Here is a 19,471-nt window from a genome sequence, read left to right on the forward strand (position 1 = left end):
CGGGCTATACAGATTTGTAATGGTCGCGGCGGGCCCCATGGAACGGGCCCTGCGCCGATGGCATGACATCGCCAGATAGAGTCAGGGCGAAGACGCTCGCCAGGCGGGGTGTACACTGATGCCGGGCTCGGGAAACGGATGGCGAGTACGGCGTGAAAATACTGGTGATCGAAGATGACCGCCTGACCGGTCGGTACATCGTGGATGGCTTGCGCGAAGAAGGGCATGTCGTCGATCTGCTGACGGATGGCGCGCAAGGCCTGGTGCAGGCGGCAGCGGGCGGCCATGACGTGCTGGTCGTGGACCGGATGCTGCCGGGCCTGGACGGGCTGGCCATCGTGCAGACGCTGCGCGGCGCCCGGCTTCCCGTTCCTATCCTGCTGTTGACGGCACTCGACGGGGTGGAAGACCGCATCGAGGGGCTCAACGCCGGGGCCGATGACTATCTGGTCAAACCCTTCGTCTTCGGGGAACTCTCCGCCCGGGTCGCCGCCCTGGCAAGGCGCCCGCCGCCCGCGGAAGAGCCGACGGTGCTGCGGGCCCGGGATCTCGAGATGAACCTGCTGACCCGTCGGGTGACCCGGGCCGGGCAGGTCATCGACCTCCTGCCCCGCGAATTTGCCCTGCTCGAATGCCTGCTGCGTCGCAAGGGCCGCGTCCAGACCCGGACCATGCTGCTGGAAACGGTCTGGGGCATCCATTTCGACCCGCAGACCAACGTCGTCGAAACGCACGTCAGCCGGCTGCGTGGCAAGGTCGACAAGCCCTTCGACCAGGAGCTGATCGAAACGGTGCGGGGCGCCGGCTACCGGATTCCGGCATGAACAGGCTGCGTTCGACCCCCCTGCGGCTCACGGCCACGCTGGTCGTGGTGTTCGTGCTCTTCACCCTGGCCGGTTATGCCACCGCCTATCTGGTCACGCGCACATCCCTGTCCCGTGAGGTGAACGCCCAGCTCGAGCAGACCGTGGATATGCTGCGCGCCATTGCGGAGCCGGATGAAATCCGCGAGCGGATCGGCGAAATTGCCGCCGGGGCGCAGCCTCGCGATCTGCTGCTGCGCTATACCGAGCCGGGCCAGCCGGTCCTGGGCAATCTCACGGTTCCCATCGAGGCGTCGGCGTACAGCGTGATCGGCCATGACGCGATCCCGCGCCCGTCATCCACGCTGGCGGACAGCTATCTCGCCTGGCAGGGGCCCGTCGGCGAGGGCAGGCTGACACTGCTGGTCGGTCGCGACAGCCTCAACGAGCTGGGCGAAACGTTTGCCAAGGTCCTGCTGTTCAGCCTGGTGCCGGCACTGCTGCTGGTGACCGCCATCGGTGCGCTGGTCGCCCGCCGGGCCCGCGATCGCGTCGAGGCCATTCGCTCGGCGCTCGCCAGACTGACCTCCGGCCACCATGACGCCCGGGTAGCGATTTCGGGGGCGGTCGACGATGACCTCGGCCAGATCGGGGTGGCGGTCAATCGCATGGCGGAAGCACAGGAAGCCTCCATGGAGGCGCTTCGGCAGGTTTCCGCCGATGTCGCCCACGACCTGAGAACGCCCATCCAGCGGGTCGCCGTGCTGCTCGACCGGCTGGATGACGGCTCGTTGACGGCATCGGCGCGTGACACGATCGCCGAAGCGCGGGCCGAAACCGCACATATCGTGGCGACGTTCCAGTCGCTGCTGCAGATTGCCCAGCTGGAAGGTGGCCAGGCGCGGGCCAACTTCACGGCGGTCGATCTCGCCTCGCTGGCCACCAGCCTGGCCGATGTCTACGAGCCGGCCAGCGAGGAAAGCGGCCATCGTCTCGAGGCCCGGGTCAACGGTGCCGCGGTGGTCAGCGGCGACCGGACCCTGCTTGGCCGCCTGATCGCCAACCTGATCGAGAATGCCCTGCGCCACACTCCGCCCGGCCGGATTCAGCTGGTCGTCGAGGGAGGCCCATCCCCGGTGCTGCAGGTCATTGACGAGGGCCCCGGCATCCCCGAGGGCGAGCGCCCCCGGGTATTGCGACGTCTCTACCGCATGGAGCGCAGCCGGACGAGCGACGGGAGCGGCCTGGGTCTGAGCCTGGTCGCCGCCATCGCCGAGCTTCACGAGGCGACCCTGACACTGGAAGACGCCGGACCCGGGCTGCGAGTGTCGGTGCGTTTCGACGGCCTGTCGCCCGCTGTGGGGGGCGATCGCTAACCCGACAGCACCGTCGGCAGCCACAGGGCAATCGACGGCCAGAGGCAGACGATCAGGGCGCCGATGCACATCAGCACGAAGAACGGCGCCGAGGCCAGCGCCACGCGACCGATGCTCTCACCGGTCAGGCCCTGCAGCACGAAGAGGTTGAAACCCACCGGCGGGGTGATCTGGCCGAGCTCCACCATGATGACCAGGAAGACCCCGAACCACAGCGGGTCGTAACCGGCCTGGACGATGATCGGCAACGTGATCGGCAGGCTCATCACGGTAATCGAGATGCCATCCAGGAACAGCCCCAGCACGATGTAGAACACCGCCAGGGCCAGCAGCAGGGCGATCGGCGAGAATGCCTGGTCGGCGATCCAGCCCGCCAGTTCCCGCGGCAGGTGCAGGTAGCCCATGGCGGTGGACAGCAGGGCGGCCGCGATCAGCAGGCTGCAGACCATCACCGCACTGATCAGCGCACCGCTCAGGGCATCGATGAACAGCCGCAGGGTCAGCTGGCGCTCCCACAAGAGCAGCACCAGGGTGGCGGCACAGCCGACCGCGGCGGCCTCGGAGGGCGTGGCGATACCGCTGTAGATGGCGCCGAGGACGATCACGATCAGTCCCAGTACCGGAGCGAGATTCAGCAGAGCGCCGCCCAGGCCGGTCGCGTCATCCTCTCCGCGAGGGGCGATGCTCGGATCGATCAGGCTGCGCATGGCCACATAGCCGATGTACAGCGCAGCGATCAACAGCCCTGGCAGCACACCCGCCATGAACAGCTTGCTGATCGAGACCTCGGCCTGGACGCCATAGACGATCATCACGATCGAGGGCGGTATCAGAAGCCCCAGGCTACCCGCGCCGGCCAGGGAGCCAATCGACAGGTTGCGATCATAGTGGCGCTTGGCCAGCTCCTGGGTGGTGATCTTGCCGACGGTGGCGGTCGTGGCGGCGCTCGAGCCGCTGACGGCGGCGAACAGCGTGCAGCCCATGACGTTGGTGTGCAGGATACCGCCGGGAAGGTGCCGGGTAAGCGGCGTCAGGCCCCGGAACAGCCGTTCGGAGATATCGGAGCGAAAGATCAGCTCGCCCATGAGGATGAACAGCGGAATGGCCGAGAGTTCCCAGCTGTTGGCGGCGCGAAAGAGAATCTTGGAAAGAATCAGGCCGATGCGCTGGGTATCGAAGTCACCCAGCCCCCACAACGAGAGCATGGCCACGATGACCAGGCCGGAGAAGACCCAGCTGCCGAGCGCCAGCACGCCGAGCAGCAGGGCAACGACGCCGGCACCCGTGAGTAGCATGTCCATTCATTGTCCTCCGGGACGGAAGGCCTGACGTTGCGCGAGGACTTGCAGCGTGCGCACGGCCAGCGCGAAGCAGAGCAGGTACAGGCCCAGCAGGACCGCGCCTTGCGGAATCCACAGCGGGGTTCTGGCCATGGTCTCGCTGATGATGCCGCGGGCGTAGCTGCGTTCCACCGCCAGCGTCCAGTAGCGGGCCAGCCAGCCGAAGGCAAGCAGTGCCGACACGCTGGCGAACAGCTCCAGCGGCCAGCGCCAGGCCCGGGGCAGCCGCTCCAGAACGAGTGACACGCGGATCAATCCATCCTTTTCGAGGGCATACGGCAGGCCGAGGAAGGTCATGGCGGCCACGCTGTAGCCAATGTACTCGTCGAGGATGAACGTGGAGTGCCCGAACAGGCGCAGGCCGATCTCGAGCAGGATGTGCCCGAGCATGTAGACCACGAGCAGCATGGCGATGCCGGCGCCCAGCGCCGCCAGGGCGCTGGACAGCCGGGTCAGGGCCATGAGTACGGGGCCGGGCCGGTCGCTGGCGGGCGATTCGGGCGCCGCCATCATTCGGCCTCTTGGCTGCGATACTGCTCGAGGATATCGCGGCCGCGCTTGCCGGCCGTCTCGACCCAGTTCGCGACCACGGGCTTGGCCGCCTTTTCCAGGCCGGCCTGGAAATCGGACGGGATGGGATCGTGAATGGCTACCTGATGCTCACGCAACTGGGTGTAGTTCTTCTTCAGGCGTTGCTTCACCACGTCCCAGTTATGGGCATCGGTTTCCTTCGCCGCCTGCAGGATCGCCTGTTGGTTGGCCTTGCTGAGATCATCGAAGACATCCCGGTTCATGTGAACCATGTTGAGCGGGACCGCGTAATTGATCGCGCTGAAGTCATTGAGATGTTCCCAGAAACTGCCATTGGCGCCGGCCTCGGCCGAGGTCAGCACGGCCTCGATGCCGCCGGTGGCGAGCTGTGGAACCACATCGGCCCAGGACAGCTTGACCGGCGAGGCCCCGGCATTCATCAGGGTTTCCGTGCCGTTGCGATCATAGCTGCGGATCTTCAGTCCCTGGAGATCCTGCATGCTGGTCACCGGATTCTTGGACCAGATGCCGCTGGCCGGCCAGGGTGAGGCGTAAAGCAGGATCTGGTTATTGTCCTTGAAGACCTTGGCATATTCGGGGCGGGCGATGTCGTAGAGCCGGTGGGCGGACTCGACATCATCGGCCACGAAGGGCAGTGAGGACAGCAGGAAGATGGGATCGATGCCGCCCAGGGTGCCGGAAAGACTGTCGGCGATCTGTACGGCATTGTCCGCCACGGCATAGAAGTTGTCCGCCGAGCGGAAGCCCAGCGAGCCCCCTGTGTGCAGCGTGATGTCGACCTCGCCATCGGTCAGTTCCTTGACCCGATCGATAAACCAGGCGTCGCCCTGAGCATGGATCGAGCTGGCATTGTATTCGTTGGAAAAGTCCATGCGGGTGGCCGCAAAGGCGGATGATGAGCCAACGGCCAGGCCGGCCAGAAGCAGTGAGCCTTTCAGAAGCGTTTTCGACGATAACAGTGTTGTCATGCGCATCGGGAGAATCCTTGTTTGTAGTCGTTTGTACAATGAGGTTTATGGAAAACTCCCGACCAGGAAGGCTTCGTGACGATACTCGATGTTTCATGAACGACGCGCCCAGCGACGTTCGAAGATGATGCCCGATAATCCGCTTTTATAACTATGGCGTGGTGTCCGGGGGCGTGGAGCGGGTGTCGCCAGGGCCTCCTGGCATGACGCACACAGAACGTTGATATGGGCTCGGGCTTGCATCATGGCAAACACCAACAAGTCCACAATCACGGGTATTGCCATGGTCTATACCATTGCCATTCTGCTCAGCCTGATCGGCTATTTCGTCATCGGCCATCTGGCCGGTCGACGCGTCAAGCATCTCGATGACTATCTGGTGGCCGGCCGCAACGCGCCGACCTTCCTCATCCTCGGCACGCTGGTGGCCAGTTACCTGAGTACCAGCGCCTTCCTCGGCGAGACCGGCTTCGCCTACAGCGGCTATCCCTTCGTGATGCTGATCTTCGCCTCGGTCAGTACCTCCGGCTGCCTGCTGGGGGCGCTGGCCTTCGGTCGCTATCTGCGGCGCAGCGGTGCGCTCACGGTGCCCGAGTTCTTCGGCAAGCGCTTCGCTTCGCGGCGTGTGCAGGCCATTGCCGGGTTGACCACCGTGTTCGGCCTGGGGGCCTATCTGCTGGGGGTGATGCAGGGCGCCGGCATCATGTTCGAGGAACTCACCGGGCTGCCCTACTGGGTGGGGCTGGTGCTGGTGTGGCTGACCTACACCGGCTTCATTCTCTATTCGGGATCGCCCGGCGTGGTGCTGACCGACACGGTGATGTTCGTCATCTTCTCGCTGGCGGCGCTGGGCGGGTCGCTCTACATCATCAACGACCTGGGCGGCTGGCACGGTGTTCTGGAAGGCCTGATGAGCCAGTCCGACAAGCCCGGCATCGCGCTCTGGCACGGCGTGATCCAGGGCAGCGACGCGAACTTCGCCTCGCCGGGTGAATCGCTGACCTGGGGGCTGACACTGGGGCTGGTGTGGGCCGCCGTGCTCGCCGCCAGCCCCTGGCAGGCCAGCCGCTACCTGATGGCCCGCAACGAGCACGTGGTGATGCGCTCGGCGATGTTCACCGCCGTGGCACTGGCGATCTTCTACGCGCTGATGATGATTACCGGGGCGGCCATCAACCTCTACAAGCCTGACCTGGATGCCGAGCATGCCATGGTCTGGTCGGCGCTCAACATCCTGCCGACCTGGCTGGGCATCGTCATTCTCACCGGCGTCTTCGCCGCCGGGCTGTCGTCCTGCTCGACCTTCCTGTCGATCATCGGCTTCAGCCTCTCCAACGACATCCTGCCGCCGTCGCGCGACGAGAAGACCGCCATGCGCACCAGTCGGCTTGCGGTGCTGGCGGCCGGGTTGATCGCGCTGGTGCTGGCGCTGTTCCAGCCACCGGCGGTAATGGCCGTGGTGTGGTTCGCGGCCACCCTGTTTGCGTCGTCTTGGGGGCCGGTGGCGCTGATGAGCATCTGGAGCCGCCGCATCACCGCCGCCGGGGCAGGCTGGGGGCTGGTGGTCGGCTTCGTCGGCAACCTGCTGCTCTCGCTGGCCGATCAGGCCGGATGGATTTCGCTGCCGGTCTATCTGCACCCGGTCGTGATCAGCACCGTGGCGGCCCTGGTGGCGATCATCGTGGCCTCGCGGATGACCCGGGTCAGCCAGTCGGAGCGTGACTACCTGGCCTTCCTGCACCAGGACGACGAGAGTCTGAATGCCGGCTGGATGACCGGCTCGCGCTGGGTGGCGGTGTGCACCATGCTGGCGGGCATCGGCGTCGGGGTATTTCTCTGGTACCAGTACGCCGAGACGCTGTCCGGCCTTGCCGGACGCTTTGCGATTTCCGATAGTGCGGTGTGGGGCGCCTATGCCCTGGCGGTCGGCTGTGGCGGCATGCTGTTCATCGCCGGCGCCGCCGGGTACTGGGTGGTCCGTGCCCGCAAGCCGGCCATGAGTGCCGCGCGCGCCGGGGAGACCTGAGCCGGGCGGCGGCCCCGTGAATGAACGGGGCCGCCGCGTCACTCAATTCGTCGCATCATGGCGTTGCCGCAACGGCTCGAGCAGGTCGCTCAGGCCGTTGTGGTCGATTTCGTGCATCAACTCCAGCAACTGGCCGATCTCGCTGCGTGGAAAGCCCTCGCGGGCGAACCAGTTGAGGTAGGGGCCGGGCAGGTCGGCGATCAGCCGCCCCTCGTACTTGCCGAACGGCATGCGGCGGGTGACCAGCTTTTCCAGATCCTCGGGCTTCATGGCGGGCTCCTGTGTCGATGGCGCGATTATGCCATACAGGCGCTGGCGCCTCGCCGCCGGCCCGGCCTATCGGGCCGGACCATGGGCGACCCCCGGTGCAGAAGGTCGTGGCATCGGCCTTACTGGCTGACTGCCGGTTTGTCCGCGTCGTCCTCGGCGGGCTCTTCCAGCGGCTCGCCTTCGTCGTTCTGGAGCTGGTGGTCGTAGGCTGCCTGCAGGCCGGTGTCCTCCTCGGCTTCCTCCTCGGCACCAAGCTCGATATGGCCCGGGTAGAAGGGCGACAGGATGGCCACCAGGATGCCGAGCGCGGCGAACATGGAAAACGCATCGGCGTAACCGAAGGCATTCACCAGCCCGCCGACGGCCGGCGAGCCGGTCGCCTGGCCGAGCGAGACCGCCATGAAGGGCAGTACCGGCCCCGCCGACAGCCGGCCCGGCAACAGGCGGATGCCGGTCATCAGATAGAGCCCCGTCAGGCTCATGTAGGCCAAGCCGAAGACCAGCGCGGAGAACGCCGCCAGCAACGGTTGACTCGGACTCGCCGCGAGCAGGGCCAGGCTCGCGGCCAGCATCATCAGCATCAGGGCATGGGTGATGGGCGGGTTGTTGCGATCGGCCAGATCGGCCACCACGGCGCCGCCGAGCCCGGCAACGCCCACCGCCAGCCAGAGCCACCCGGTGGTGCCGGGCGAAAGATCGCCGAGGTTGACCACCAGATCGGGTGCGAAGATCCAGTAGGCGGAGGAAACGAAGCCCATCACGAAGGCAAACAGGGAAAGGCGGATCAGGCGCGACCAGGGCAGTTCGCTGAACGGCGCCGGCGGGGCGGCATTGGCCGGCACGATGCGCACGACCGAGGGCAGGAACAGCCAGGCGCCGATCACCCCGAGCCCGGCCAGGACGGTGAACGATAGGTAGGCGAGGCGCCAGGCATCGGCCAAAAACAGCACCGTGGGCACGGCCACCATCACGCCGATGCTGGTCCCCGCATTCATCACCGAGCTGACGCGACCGTGCAGCGAGCGTTTTACCAGCGCCTGCATGGCCGCCGTGAGGGCCGGCATCATCAGGCCGGTGCAGATGCCGCACGCGAATACCCCGGCGCCGAGCAGCAGGGCGTTGGGGGCCTGACTGATCAGTGCCAGGCCGCCGACACCGAAGGCGCCGGACAGCACCGCCGCGTAGCGAGCACCCAGGTAATCGGTGGTGAGCGGCGCGACTGCCGTGGCGAGCAGAAAGCTGATTAGCGGCAGCGCGCCGATGATGCCGATGACATAGGGAGTGAGGTCCAGCTCGGCGCGAATCTGGGGGACGAAAAGCCCGAAGGCGAAGCGCGCGAGGCCGTAGCTGATGGCAATCAGCGCAGCGCCGAAGAGCGCGAACTGGGTACTCGAAAGGGGTCTCATGGCGTCTCCCTCCGGCAGGCGTGGTGGATGCCGGCCCGTTCCGCATTCAGGCGGGCCCTTGGTGGTGCGATGACTGCCCGGGGCTGGGTGAAATCCGTTTTCGTCGTGATTGCCATGCGGTCCTCGCCTGACAGGGAAGGGGATGGGGGACGAAGGCCGGTCGGATCATTCTCGGAGCGGATACCGAGCTGCACGAGAAAGCGCGTTCGGTGCCGTCGGGTGTGGACCCGGGGCGGTTGTTGTGCACGCGCAGACAAGCCCCGCCGAATCCTAGGAGGACTCACGGCACGCTTCAAGCCGTCCGTCGGCAGGGGCGCATGGTGTTACGTTTTCAGCATAGTGGGGTTTTGCATCACGACCCGGTTTCGCCCGTCGTGCTTGCCAGCGTACAGGGCCCGGTCTGCCTGCTTGATCAGGGCGGGCAAGTCGGTTTCCGCGGTGGCGGCCCCGGCGATACCGATGGTGACGGTCAGGCGATGTTCGGGCATGGCCTCTATCACCGAGAGTTCGGCGACTTGCTGCTTCAGGCGTTCCGCCACGCCTTGAGCGTCTTCCGGTTGGGTATTCGGCAGGGCCACGATGAATTCTTCGCCCCCGAAGCGTCCTATCACATCCTGGGGTCTGAGGGATTTCATGCAGGTGCCCGCAATCGCGGTCAGTACCCGATCTCCCTGGCTGTGCCCCCAGGTGTCGTTGATGGCCTTGAAGTGATCCACGTCGATCATGAAAAGACTGAACGGGGTGTTTTCACGCTGCGACTGTGCCAGCAATTCCTGCGCTCGCTGCATGAAGTAGAGCCGACTGTCCAGGCCCGTCAACGCATCTCGCTCGGCGACCATGCGCAGCTGTTTTTCCAGCGACTTCCGGTGAGCGATTTCCTCGACCAGCTGATGGTTCTGGACACGCTCTTCCTGCAGCAGCGCAAACTGCTTGCGTTGCAGCTTTTCCAGACGGAGCAGGGCGAAGAAGCCGACGGCGTTGGCCATGACAAGCAACAGCAACAGGCGCAGTGCTACCACAGCGGAAATATCGGCCGCCATCACCGCGGCGACGAGGAAGCCCACGCTCAGGTAGAGGCTGGCGGTTGCCACGATGGGAAGCAGGTTGGGGATCAGCAGGTAGAAGGCCATGATGGCCACCACCAAGGAGGTGACCTGGGTGGAGAGGCTTTCGGGCCGCAGGGGAATGATCAGGATGATTCCCGTAGCCAGTATCCACAGCGGCAGGGCGTGGAGCCATATCCTGCGGGCATATCCGCCCCGGCGTCTGATCACGAATGCCAGGGTCAGGCACGAGACCACCACCAGGGCCCGCACGACGAGCAGTAGATAGAGCGCGGTACCGGGGCCGATATAGTAATAATCGGAAATGGCAAACATGCCGAAGATCAGAGCCGCCACGCTCAGCGTCAGGCAGGACTCAGCGCGAACTCTGGGCTCGCTCTCCCGGCGATACATCGCTTCCTTGTCCGGCTCGTGAAACTGGCCGGTCAGCCAGTGCAGCTGGTGTTTTATTATTGGTGACGACAACGGTCATTTCTCCCCATCCTGCACGCATTGAGCCAGTGCAGCGCCTTGCCCTGTGCCGGCGCCAAGGCCGCCGGCACAGGGCCGAAATATCCCATTCGCGTGTCGCTTGAACTCCCCGCCATGGGGTTCGAGATGAATGCCCCTGCCAGCCTCAGCCAGTACCCCGCGACCGCTTGCCACCAAGATAAACCAGTCCCTGGTGCGAGTGATGCCTGTATAGACCAACGCGCTAGTCAACGCCGGGTCGGGGGCGGTCGAGATCCCGGTCGGCCATGGCCTGGGCGATATAGCGGGCGATCATCGTGTCCAGGTGCGCGCCGCCGCCGTTCTTGTAGACGGTGATCTCCGTGTCGGTCTGGCGGCCGGCGGTGCCCGGCACCAGATCGTAGAGATCGCCCTGCACGTCGTCGGCGGTAATCACCCCCGCGGCAATGGGGATCATCAATTCCCCGATATGTCCGATCGTGGTCTCGCGGCTGTCGACGTAGAGCTTGCCCCGGGTAAGCAGTTCATCGTCGGCCTCGCGCATGTCCGCCTTGTAGGCCCCGATGAGGTCGACATGGGTGCCGGGCCGCAGCCAGGCTCCCTGGATAACCGGCGTGCGGGCCATGGTTGCGGTCGAGATGATGTCGGCCTGGGCCGCGGCTTGGGGCAGGTCATCGACCGCCGCGACCTCGACCGTCATGTCCTGCATTTCTTCGGCCAGCTTCTGCGCCTGCTCCGGCCTGCGGGCCCAGACGGCGATGCGCTCCAGCGCCGGGAAGCCGGCGGCATAGGCTTTGACCAGGCTGCGTGCCAGGGTGCCCGCGCCGACGATCAGCAACTGCCGGCTGTCCGGCCGTGCCAGCAGTTGGGCACCCAGCACGGAATCGCCGGCGGTCTTGTATTCGGTCACCAGCCGGCTGTCGATCACCGCCGACAGGCAGCCGTGCTGGGGCTCGAAGACCAGCATTGCTCCCTGGACCGTGGCGAGGCCGTGGGCCGGATTGTCGTCGAAGACGGTCACCGCCTTTACCCCGTAACCCGTGCCGGCGATATAGGCGGCGCGGTTGAGCAGGGCGCCTTCCGGCGGGCCGAGGACCAGGTCGTTGACCTCGGCCCTGGCGGCCCGGTGGCCGGAACGCAGCGCCTCGATGGCCCCGTCCCATGACAGGTGATCGATGGCCGCTTCATAATCGATGACGTTCAGGCTCATGTGGTGCCTCCCCTCCTTGCTGTGTGTCGGGATGGCGCGCCCGCCGTGTGGCGCCATGCCCGGGTCGGCCGATTATGCCATGCGGGCGCCGAGTCACGTCGTCGTCTGAACGCCGATGGCGGCCCGGGACGATGAACGGGTGATGAGCGTTTACGGCAGTCGATGAGGGCCCGACTCATCAGGAGGGGCGCATCCAGTGTGGAAGCGGCCGGGTTTCCAGGCCCGGCCGCGGGGTGTCACACCTTGTGGTGGCGGCAGGTCACCGTCGGGTTGAACGGCTCGAGGTTGCCGTTGGGATTGTCGCGAAACCACAGGTGCTGATCGTAGTGGGGCTCGAAGTGGTGGGCCTCCTCGGTGGGGGTGGTCGGGTCATCGACCATGTACTCCCAGTTGCGCCCGGCCAGGACCGGCGGCGCGCCGTGGCCCGCGCTCTCCCAGGCCTTGCGGAACACCAGATTCTCGACCCCGACCAGCACCAGGGAACCGTCTTCCTGGGGTTCGTAGAGCAGGATGGCCGGGTTCATGAAGTCGGTATGGGTGCCGGTGCCATCCACCCGCGGCGCGGTGACCGTGAAGCCGAGCAGGTCGGGGCGCAGGTAGTGGATGCCCATGGCCCCCAGCTCGGCGGGCGCGCCATGGGCCTCGGCCGTCACGCATTCACCGGACGGGTCCGGCACGTAGCCCGCTGCCAGGGCCGCGTTGACATCCTCGAAGCGCCGTGTGGCGGCGCGCACCGATTCGATCAACGCCGTCGCCTCCATGTTCTGGCCCGGAGGCGGGCTCGCCGTTACCAGTGGGGCCGCCGTCAGACCCGCCAGGATCACACCACCCCACATGACTGCACGCATGGGACTCTCCTCCCGGCATCGCCGGGCCGGCCGCATCGGGCAGGCGCCCGCCAGCGTTATCGCCGAGCCCGCTTGCGGCCCAGGGTGAGAGGGCCCGGCACGCGTCGACCAACCCAATCAGTATAGGAGAGCCGGGGCCTTCGGCGGTGCCGCGAAACGCGAAGCGGGCAGGCGAGTGCCGGTGGCGTCAGGCGCCGTCGTGCCATTCCTGGAGCAGCTGGCTCACCAGCTCGCCGGCGGGGAGTTCGCGTGCCAGTGGCGCGCCCTGTCCGGCCCAGTGCGCCGCGAAGTCATGATGGCCGTGGCCGGCCGCCGCCGCGTTGAGCCGCTTGGCCGCGTCGTACGCCACCGGATAGGCGGGGGGCGTTGCCTCGGGCGTGGCCTCGGCATGGCGAATCAGGCGGTTGAGGATGCCGCGCGCCGGACGCCCCGAAAGCGCCGTGGTCATGCGGGTCACCCCGGCACGTTCGCTTTTGAGGGTCGCGCGATAGCCCTCGTTGGCCGCCGATTCCGGGCACAGGATGAAGGCGGTTCCCAGCTGGGCGGCGCAGGCGCCCAGCGCCAGGGCCGAGCGGATGCCCTGGCCGTCCATGATGCCGCCGGCCGCGACGATCGGCAGGGCCAACTCCTTGACGAGCCAGCGAACGAGCACGGACGTGCTCAGCTGTTCATCGTCGGCTTGCGGGTCGAAGCAGCCGCGGTGCCCGCCTGCTTCATCGCCCTGGGCAACGATCGCGTCGACGCCCCGCGCCTGGCTATCTCGCGCCTCCTGCAGGCTGGTGGCCGTCGCCAACGTGTAGATGCCCGCCTCCCGTAACGCGCGTATCCGAGCCTCGGACGGCAAGCCGAAGTGAAAGCTGACCACGGCGGGGCGCGACTCGAGCAGCATCTCGAAGGTCGCATCGTCCTCCACGAAGCTGCGGTAGATCTCGTCGAGCTCGTCCGGCGGCTCGCGGTCACTTTCCCGGAACAGCGGGGCCAGGTGGGCGAGCCAGGCCGATTCCCGGGCCGCGTCGCGCAGTGCGGGCGCATGGCAGAAGACGTTGACGTTGAACGGGCGGGACGTCATCGCCCGGGTCTGTTCGATCATTGTTCGGGCCTGCTCGACGCCGCTGGCGCCGATACCCAGGGAGCCCAGGCCGCCGGCATTCGACACGGCCGCGGCCAGCGCCGGCGTGGCCACGCCGGCCATCGGCGCCTGGATGATGGGCTGAATGCCGAGCCGGTCGGTCAGGGGATTCGACGCTGTCATGGGAAAGGCCTCCACGAGTGCGGGAACGATGGCTTTCATTTATTCTCAAATTAAGAATAAAATAGATCAATGAATTTCAAAAGGCGAATGATGTGGATCTGGAAACCCTGAGAATCTTCGAGGCTGTCGCCGCCGAGTTGAGCGTGACCCGCGCCGCCGCGCGGCTCGGGCGGGCGCCTTCCAACGTCACGACGCGCATACAGCAGCTGGAGGCGGAGCTGGGCGCGGAGCTGTTCATTCGCCTCGGCAAGCGCATCACGCTCTCGACGGCGGGGCAGCGCTTCCTGACCTACGCACAGCGCCTGCTGGCGCTGGAGGACGAGGCCCGGCAGGCCGTGGGCGGCAGCGGTGGCGGCAGCCTGCGCATCGGCAGCATGGAAAGCACGGCGGCCAGCCGGCTGCCGGTGCCGCTGGCGGCCTTCAACCGCGCCCATCCGGCGACCCGGCTCGAGGTCAGCACCGGCCCCTCGGGGCCGCTGGTGGATGAGGTTCGCGACGGGCGGCTGGACTGCGCCTTCGTGGCCTTGCCCGCCGAGCTCGAGAACGAACCGGCCCTGGCCGAGATGGGGCTGCAAAGCGCGCCGGTCTGGGAGGAATCGCTGCTGCTGCTGCTGCCGCCCGCCGATGCCGAAGCCACCGTGCCGGCGGAGCTTGGCACCCGCACTCTGGCCGCCTTCCGGCCGGGCTGCACCTACCGCGCCATGGCGGAACAGCGACTCGGCATCGTCGCCGGAAGCGAATGGCGCATCCAGGAGCTGGGCTCCTACCACGCCATGGTGGCGGCCGTTTCGGCGGGCGCCTGCGTCACCCTGCTGCCCCGCAGCGTGCTGGACGTGAGCCGCGTGTCGGACGACCTGGCCACGCTGGAGATGGGCACCGTCAGCACGCGTCTGCTGTGGCGCTGCGGCTACGAGACGCCCGCGTTCCAGGCGTTCGCTCGACAGTTCCTGGGGGAGGCATGAACGACACGCCCGCGTGGCGCGCTCCTTGATTCTGCGATACCGGGCGATCAGTCGACCGTCCTTCGCTAACATGCCAGACTTCTATGCCTAACCCTTACCGGCGGAATGCCTCTGAATGAAGCTCAAGTGCCTGACACTGGAAAACTTTCGCGCCAAGCCCTCTCTGTCGATGACATTGGGGCCGCGCCTGACCCTGCTGATGGGCGCGAATGGCAGCGGCAAGACCACGCTGTTGGACGGTATCGCCATCGGGCTCGGTGAAATCCTCACCTATCTGCCTGGTGTGTCGGGCATGACCTTCAAGAAACGCGGTGACATCCATCAGCAGGATAACCACCTGGCTCCCTACACGCGGATTACCCTGCAAACCCCTCAGGGCCTGGGCTGGGATCGTCTGCAGCGACGCGACAACAGCAGGAAGACGGCCGGCGAGATTCCTCCGGGGCGAGGTGTGAAGGCGCTCAAGCAGCATCTCGACAGTGCCGTGATCGAGCCCTGGGCTGCCGGTGAATCCTTCGAGCTGCCGGTGTTTGCCTATTACGGCGTCAGCCGTGCCCTTCTGGACATTCCCCTGAGTCGCAAGGGGTTTCCCAAGTCACACGAACGCTTCGATGCCCTGGCCAATGCGCTGAACGCCGATACGCGTTTCAAGGCGGCCTTCGTCTGGTTCTACAACAAGGAGAACGAGGAGCATCGCCTGCAGAAGCAGCACAAGAGCTTCGATGTGACGTTGCCCGAGCTGGACGCCGTCCGCCGTGCCATCACGCGGTTATTCCCGGACCTCTCCGAGCCGCATATCGAGCTCAACCCGCTGCGTTTCGCGGTGAAGCAGGAAGGCGAGTGGTTGAATATCGCTCAGCTCAGCGATGGCTATCAGACCCTGCTGGGGCTGGTCATCGACCTCAGTTCTCGAATGGCCATGGCCAATCCGCAGCTGGACGATCCGCTGGCGGCCGAAGCGGTGGTGATGATCGACGAAGTCGATCTGCACCTGCATCCCGAGTGGCAGCGGCGAGTGCTGGGGGACCTGCTCGCCACCTTCCCCAATACCCAGTTCATCGTCACCACGCATAGCCCTTTTATCGTCGAGGCGCTCAACAATCACCTCAAGCGCAGTCAGATCGACGGCTTTGAGATCACCAGCGAGCCCATCCGGTCACTGTTGCCGCTAGCGCCGGAAGAAGTAGCCGCCTATCACGTGACGCCGAACGAGGCCCAGTCGCTGATGGCGGCCGACCTGGGGCTGCTCGATGACACGCTGCTCAGCCACTTCAATGCCATCAATCGTCTCTATGACGAGATGCGGGATATCGAGTGGGAGCATCGCGAGGCATGAATCTGGGCGAGTATCAGGGCTGCGTGTGTCGGAAGATGGGCAACACACAGGCGCAGTGCCTCGGGGAGTACACGCTCGGTGAACAGGGCAAGCTGGTTCGCCTGACCCCCAAGGCAGGGGAGCGGGCCGTCGCCGTGGTGCTGGATGGCTGCGTGTTGCGCGACAACCAACCGAAGTGCGATGGCCTCTTCCTCTGGCAGGGCAATCAACGTCATGCCGCCGTACTCGTCGAACTCAAGGGAGCCGGCGATATCCCACATGCCTTCGAGCAGCTGGCTTACGTGAAGCATCATCGGGCGGAATATCGGCAGCTGGTGGTTCGCCTGGAAGAGGGGGCCCGCGGGCGGGTAGCGGAAAAAGCCGTGGTGGTGACCAACGGCCTGCTATCCAAACCGGAGCAGGAGCGGCTGGAGAATCACCACGGCATCCGCGTGATGGCGGTCATACACTGTGAAGCCAGCTCGCCGATCCCGGAGATGCGGGACTATCTCTGATCGTCGAGCATCTCACCCAGCCGATCCACAGCCGTGGCCAGCTTCTCGTCGATGACGTGGAGATACGCCGTCCAGTCGTCGATATGGTTCAGCTCCGCCTTGCCGTCGGAGATGCCGCGCAGCACCACCAGCGGCACGTCGAAGCGGGTGCAGGCACGCAGGCAGGCGTAGCTTTCCATGTCCACCATGTCGGCGGCGATGGCGGCATAGGCCGCGCCCGAGACGATATCGGCGCCGGTCGAGAGCGTGGCCTCGGGAATCCCGGGAATACGCAGCGGCAGGGGCAGGGTGGCCGGCAGGTCGAGGAAGGGCGTGACGCCCTTCTCGAAGCCGAGCGGCGAGGCGTCCATGTCGCGGTAGGCCACCGAGGTCGCCTGATAGACCTCGGTCTGCTCGAGATCCCGGCTGCCCGCCGAGCCCAGCGACACTACCAGGTCCGGCCGTTGCCCGCGCGCTGAAAGCTCCGCCAGCGCCGCGGTGAGTTCCACCGCCGCCTCGACCGGCCCCACGCCAATCATCACGGGCGTGAACCGCTCCCGCAGATGCGGGCCGTATTCGGCATCCGCCGCCATCACGAACAGCACGGAGCGGCGGCCCAAGTTCGTCAGCGGTGCCGGTGTGCGTGGTGTCTGGTGCATCCCGAGAGTCTCCCGCAGCTTATGAGCGCCACCATCATGGCGGGCGGGGGCGTTGGCGCCAAGCGTGGGATGGCTCGGCGAATGCTGAACGGACCAGACCCGCAAGACCGATCTGGATCAAAAGCCGAAGTGAAATTGTCTCCAGGCGGTGACATTATGTATCCCTAATTCTAGGCTGAGGAACCAGCCGACCAGCAAGGGACTGACGATGGCCGATCACACCGCCGAACCCCGCATTACCCTGCATCCGCATACCCGCCGGGTTCGCATTTTCGATGGCGACATGCTGATTGCCGATACCTGCCGGGCCATCGAACTGCGCGAGCGTGGTTATCCACCGAGACACTATCTGCTGCGTGCGGATGTGGCTATATCGAAGCTGTCGGTTTCCTCTACCGTTACCCACTGCCCGTTCAAGGGCGATACCACCTATTACTCGCTGCCTGATATCGCCGATGTAGCCTGGAGCTATGAACGGTCAATCGATGAGATGCAGGCGATTGCCGGGCGGTTGGCTTTCGATGCGGAAAAGGTGACGGAGCTTGTGGAGTGATGTCCGCTATCGACCCAAAGCGGACCTCCCGGCAAGCTAGGCATGCACGTTCAGCCGCGTTATGCAGCCGGCACGATGATCGATGTTTTGATTGCGCACCTCTGTAAACCGTGGCTACCCCATAGCTTTGAGGAGTGATTTGACCAGCATGAAACCACGTTGGAAGCAGCGTGCATACGCCCGGTGCATTTTGAATACAGTATGTTCGCGGGCTGGATGTCAGCTAGGCGACGAACCGTATCAAACGCCGCTTGAATGCTGCACTGCCAGCTGGCATTGCCTCACGGTGGGCACCGGGACTGTATTTTGATGATGCCGGTATCAAGCATGCCCGTGCACGAAGAGGCGGTGGCTATGGGCTGAATATTACAGCTAGAAAATCGTCTTTAAAGAGTGATAGCGCACGTGTGCTACCTGGCTAATTAATAGGTATTTACTAAAAGAAGCGCCACGGTTTTCATACTCACGAGGAAAGGATGCTCATACATGGTAAATCCGGTGGAAGGTGAGTCGGCTAAAACGTGGATCAGGGCTTATCTGGCCAGAAGAGGTCGAACTTCTCCTAATGGTCAGCCGCTATATCGTTATGCCACCAGGGAAAGCGAGCGGGAGTTTCTGGCAGCCCTGCTAACCATGAATGCTGAGGAACGCTTGAGCCCAACGTATGGCATCTATTGGGCTGCGGGGTTTTGCCTGTTTGTGGCGGATACCTATCGGCGTGAGTATGACGCTCACTGGTCCTGGCAAGCCTTCGATAAACAGCTGGATATTGAGTTGCAGCCTAACGATCGGGCAGAGCTGGTCAAGTTGGGTTTGAGTTTCTGGGAGCGCCCCTTGCGTTATCGCGATCAGCGCGCTGACTATCTGGGGTCTCTGTTTGCGGAAGGTGGTTTACCATGGAGGCTGCTGCAGAGTGAGCAACATGGTTTTGGTCGTGCTATCAAGGCGGGTCTCAGTCATAAAAATGCGGGCCAGGAAGCTGTTTCTGTTATTCGTCAGTTTAGGCGGTATTTCCCGAAGTCTTTCCAAAACGATGATACCTATCACCTGCTTGCCAGTATTGTTGAAACTTTGAAAAAATTGGCTAGTGAGTATGAGCTTGATCAGCAAAATGATCCGGCGGCCTTCCTAAATCAACATGCATCTTATTGGCGTGAACAGTTTCCCCTGCCACTTGAGCAAGATAATGGCGTGGCCCTTGTCAATGAGTGGTTGGTGGATGCCAGTGTGCAGCTTGAAAGGCGCAAGCATGCTCGTGATATGGCGCGTGCTTTTACCTGTGAGCATTGGCTGAGAGGTACCCTGGATACACCACAGCTGGAAGCTAACGTATGGCTAGGCACTTCCCTTCAGATAAACCTGGAGGGGCATTCCATTACCAACAGCCGGGTTGAGCTGGCGCTTTATGAGGGCGAACGCTTGGCGCTCAAGCTGGGGGTTGATTACGGGCGAGTGGAAGGCGAGCTGATGACGGTCAGGCTTCCTGCTGAAACAGCCCGTGTCCCCCGTCAACAGCCGGAGAGGCCGCTCTTGCTGGTGGCGTCCTGTGCGGGGGAGCGCCTGGATACCCGAGTGATTCAGTCGAGCGAGATTGATTGGCAGTATCTGCCAACGGTCTTTGTGGAAGATGACGATGTCACCCGGCTGGCTGGCATTGCCTCGGTACAGTATCAGGCCGCTGACGCTCTGTTGCGTGTACCGCCAGGTATGCAGGCCCCGTATGCAGAAGCACTGCAAACGGATGACCAAGGTGGGCATTGGTATCGCATCTATGAAGGTTGCGTACTGGCAGAAGGAGAGGCTCGCTATGTGATTGAACCCGGGCTGAAGTGGACCCCATTCACTGGACCACCTGACAGGCGAGCTAAGCTCTGACCGGGTTGTCATCAGGCGTCAGGCCGCCTGGATCAGTGGTTGATCGAA

The 19,471-nt window shown here is 64.6% G+C and carries 18 protein-coding genes; 8 read left to right on the forward strand and 10 right to left on the reverse strand.

Annotated features, from left to right (window positions below; genetic code table 11):
- The first annotated feature begins 152 nt into the window (after positions 1-152).
- A complete protein-coding gene (locus ACTCB7_RS14275) occupies positions 153-824 on the forward strand; it encodes a winged helix-turn-helix domain-containing protein (protein WP_463007193.1) in 672 nt (223 codons plus the stop codon).
- On the forward strand, positions 821-2,179 hold the full coding sequence (locus ACTCB7_RS14280) for a HAMP domain-containing sensor histidine kinase (protein WP_463007194.1): 1,359 nt from the start codon (positions 821-823) through the stop codon (positions 2,177-2,179). The genes ACTCB7_RS14275 and ACTCB7_RS14280 overlap by 4 nt, the downstream gene beginning before the upstream one ends.
- Here ACTCB7_RS14280 and ACTCB7_RS14285 read toward each other — a convergent pair.
- The 3 genes from ACTCB7_RS14285 to ACTCB7_RS14295 are packed head-to-tail and all read right to left on the reverse strand — an operon-like array spanning position 2,176 to position 4,943.
- Complete coding sequence (locus tag ACTCB7_RS14285; protein WP_463007195.1) at positions 2,176-3,480, reverse strand: TRAP transporter large permease; 1,305 nt, start codon at positions 3,478-3,480, stop codon at positions 2,176-2,178. The two genes, ACTCB7_RS14280 and ACTCB7_RS14285, sit on opposite strands and share 4 nt — an antisense overlap.
- The gene (locus ACTCB7_RS14290; RefSeq protein WP_463007196.1) at positions 3,481-4,032 is read right to left on the reverse strand and encodes a TRAP transporter small permease; all 552 of its coding nucleotides are present in this window, start codon (positions 4,030-4,032) and stop codon (positions 3,481-3,483) included. It lies immediately after the preceding gene.
- Entirely contained in the window at positions 4,029-4,943 is a 915-nt protein-coding gene (locus ACTCB7_RS14295; protein WP_463007197.1) for a TRAP transporter substrate-binding protein, read from the reverse strand. Before ACTCB7_RS14295 ends, ACTCB7_RS14290 begins: the two co-directional genes overlap by 4 nt.
- A gap of 340 nt (positions 4,944-5,283) precedes the next feature.
- On the opposite strand from ACTCB7_RS14295, the gene ACTCB7_RS14300 reads away from it, so the two are divergent.
- Entirely contained in the window at positions 5,284-7,065 is a 1,782-nt protein-coding gene (locus ACTCB7_RS14300) for a sodium:solute symporter family protein (protein WP_463007198.1), read from the forward strand.
- Positions 7,066-7,107: 42 nt separating this feature from the next.
- On the opposite strand, the gene ACTCB7_RS14305 is transcribed toward ACTCB7_RS14300, so the two are convergent.
- The 6 genes from ACTCB7_RS14305 to ACTCB7_RS14330 form a co-directional block, all read right to left on the reverse strand.
- On the reverse strand, positions 7,108-7,335 hold the full coding sequence (locus tag ACTCB7_RS14305; protein ID WP_463007199.1) for a DUF3820 family protein: 228 nt from the start codon (positions 7,333-7,335) through the stop codon (positions 7,108-7,110).
- Between the two features lie 119 nt (positions 7,336-7,454).
- Positions 7,455-8,741, reverse strand: a complete 1,287-nt coding sequence (locus ACTCB7_RS14310) for an MFS transporter (protein ID WP_463007200.1) — start codon at positions 8,739-8,741, stop codon at positions 7,455-7,457.
- A 323-nt stretch (positions 8,742-9,064) separates the two neighbouring features.
- Positions 9,065-10,270, reverse strand: coding sequence for a GGDEF domain-containing protein (locus ACTCB7_RS14315; RefSeq protein ID WP_463007201.1), 1,206 nt, complete (start codon positions 10,268-10,270; stop codon positions 9,065-9,067).
- A gap of 229 nt (positions 10,271-10,499) precedes the next feature.
- On the reverse strand, positions 10,500-11,465 hold the full coding sequence (locus ACTCB7_RS14320; protein ID WP_463007202.1) for an ornithine cyclodeaminase family protein: 966 nt from the start codon (positions 11,463-11,465) through the stop codon (positions 10,500-10,502).
- Positions 11,466-11,701: 236 nt separating this feature from the next.
- Positions 11,702-12,313 (reverse strand): hypothetical protein, encoded by a 612-nt coding sequence (locus ACTCB7_RS14325; RefSeq protein WP_463007203.1) that lies wholly within the window; start codon positions 12,311-12,313, stop codon positions 11,702-11,704.
- 187 nt (positions 12,314-12,500) lie between these two features.
- Complete coding sequence (locus tag ACTCB7_RS14330; RefSeq protein ID WP_463007204.1) at positions 12,501-13,565, reverse strand: NAD(P)H-dependent flavin oxidoreductase; 1,065 nt, start codon at positions 13,563-13,565, stop codon at positions 12,501-12,503.
- A gap of 92 nt (positions 13,566-13,657) precedes the next feature.
- On the opposite strand from ACTCB7_RS14330, the gene ACTCB7_RS14335 reads away from it, so the two are divergent.
- The 3 genes from ACTCB7_RS14335 (at position 13,658) to ACTCB7_RS14345 (ending at position 16,357) form a co-directional block, all read left to right on the forward strand.
- Positions 13,658-14,527, forward strand: a complete 870-nt coding sequence (locus ACTCB7_RS14335) for a LysR substrate-binding domain-containing protein (protein WP_463007205.1) — start codon at positions 13,658-13,660, stop codon at positions 14,525-14,527.
- 115 nt (positions 14,528-14,642) lie between these two features.
- Positions 14,643-15,863: an AAA family ATPase gene (locus ACTCB7_RS14340; RefSeq protein ID WP_463007206.1), complete on the forward strand. Its 1,221-nt coding sequence runs from the start codon at positions 14,643-14,645 to the stop codon at positions 15,861-15,863.
- Positions 15,860-16,357 (forward strand): hypothetical protein, encoded by a 498-nt coding sequence (locus tag ACTCB7_RS14345; RefSeq protein ID WP_463007207.1) that lies wholly within the window; start codon positions 15,860-15,862, stop codon positions 16,355-16,357. The genes ACTCB7_RS14340 and ACTCB7_RS14345 overlap by 4 nt, the downstream gene beginning before the upstream one ends.
- On the opposite strand, the gene ACTCB7_RS14350 is transcribed toward ACTCB7_RS14345, so the two are convergent.
- On the reverse strand, positions 16,348-16,995 hold the full coding sequence (locus tag ACTCB7_RS14350) for a 5'-methylthioadenosine/S-adenosylhomocysteine nucleosidase (protein ID WP_463007208.1): 648 nt from the start codon (positions 16,993-16,995) through the stop codon (positions 16,348-16,350). The genes ACTCB7_RS14345 and ACTCB7_RS14350 overlap by 10 nt on opposite strands.
- A gap of 208 nt (positions 16,996-17,203) precedes the next feature.
- Here ACTCB7_RS14350 and ACTCB7_RS14355 point away from each other — a divergent pair, with 208 nt between their 5' ends.
- The gene (locus ACTCB7_RS14355; protein WP_463007209.1) at positions 17,204-17,548 is read left to right on the forward strand and encodes a DUF427 domain-containing protein; all 345 of its coding nucleotides are present in this window, start codon (positions 17,204-17,206) and stop codon (positions 17,546-17,548) included.
- 486 nt (positions 17,549-18,034) lie between these two features.
- Positions 18,035-19,423, forward strand: coding sequence for an STY4851/ECs_5259 family protein (locus ACTCB7_RS14360; protein WP_463007210.1), 1,389 nt, complete (start codon positions 18,035-18,037; stop codon positions 19,421-19,423).
- Positions 19,424-19,471 lie beyond the last annotated feature (48 nt).

Source organism: Modicisalibacter sp., assembly GCF_055145905.1.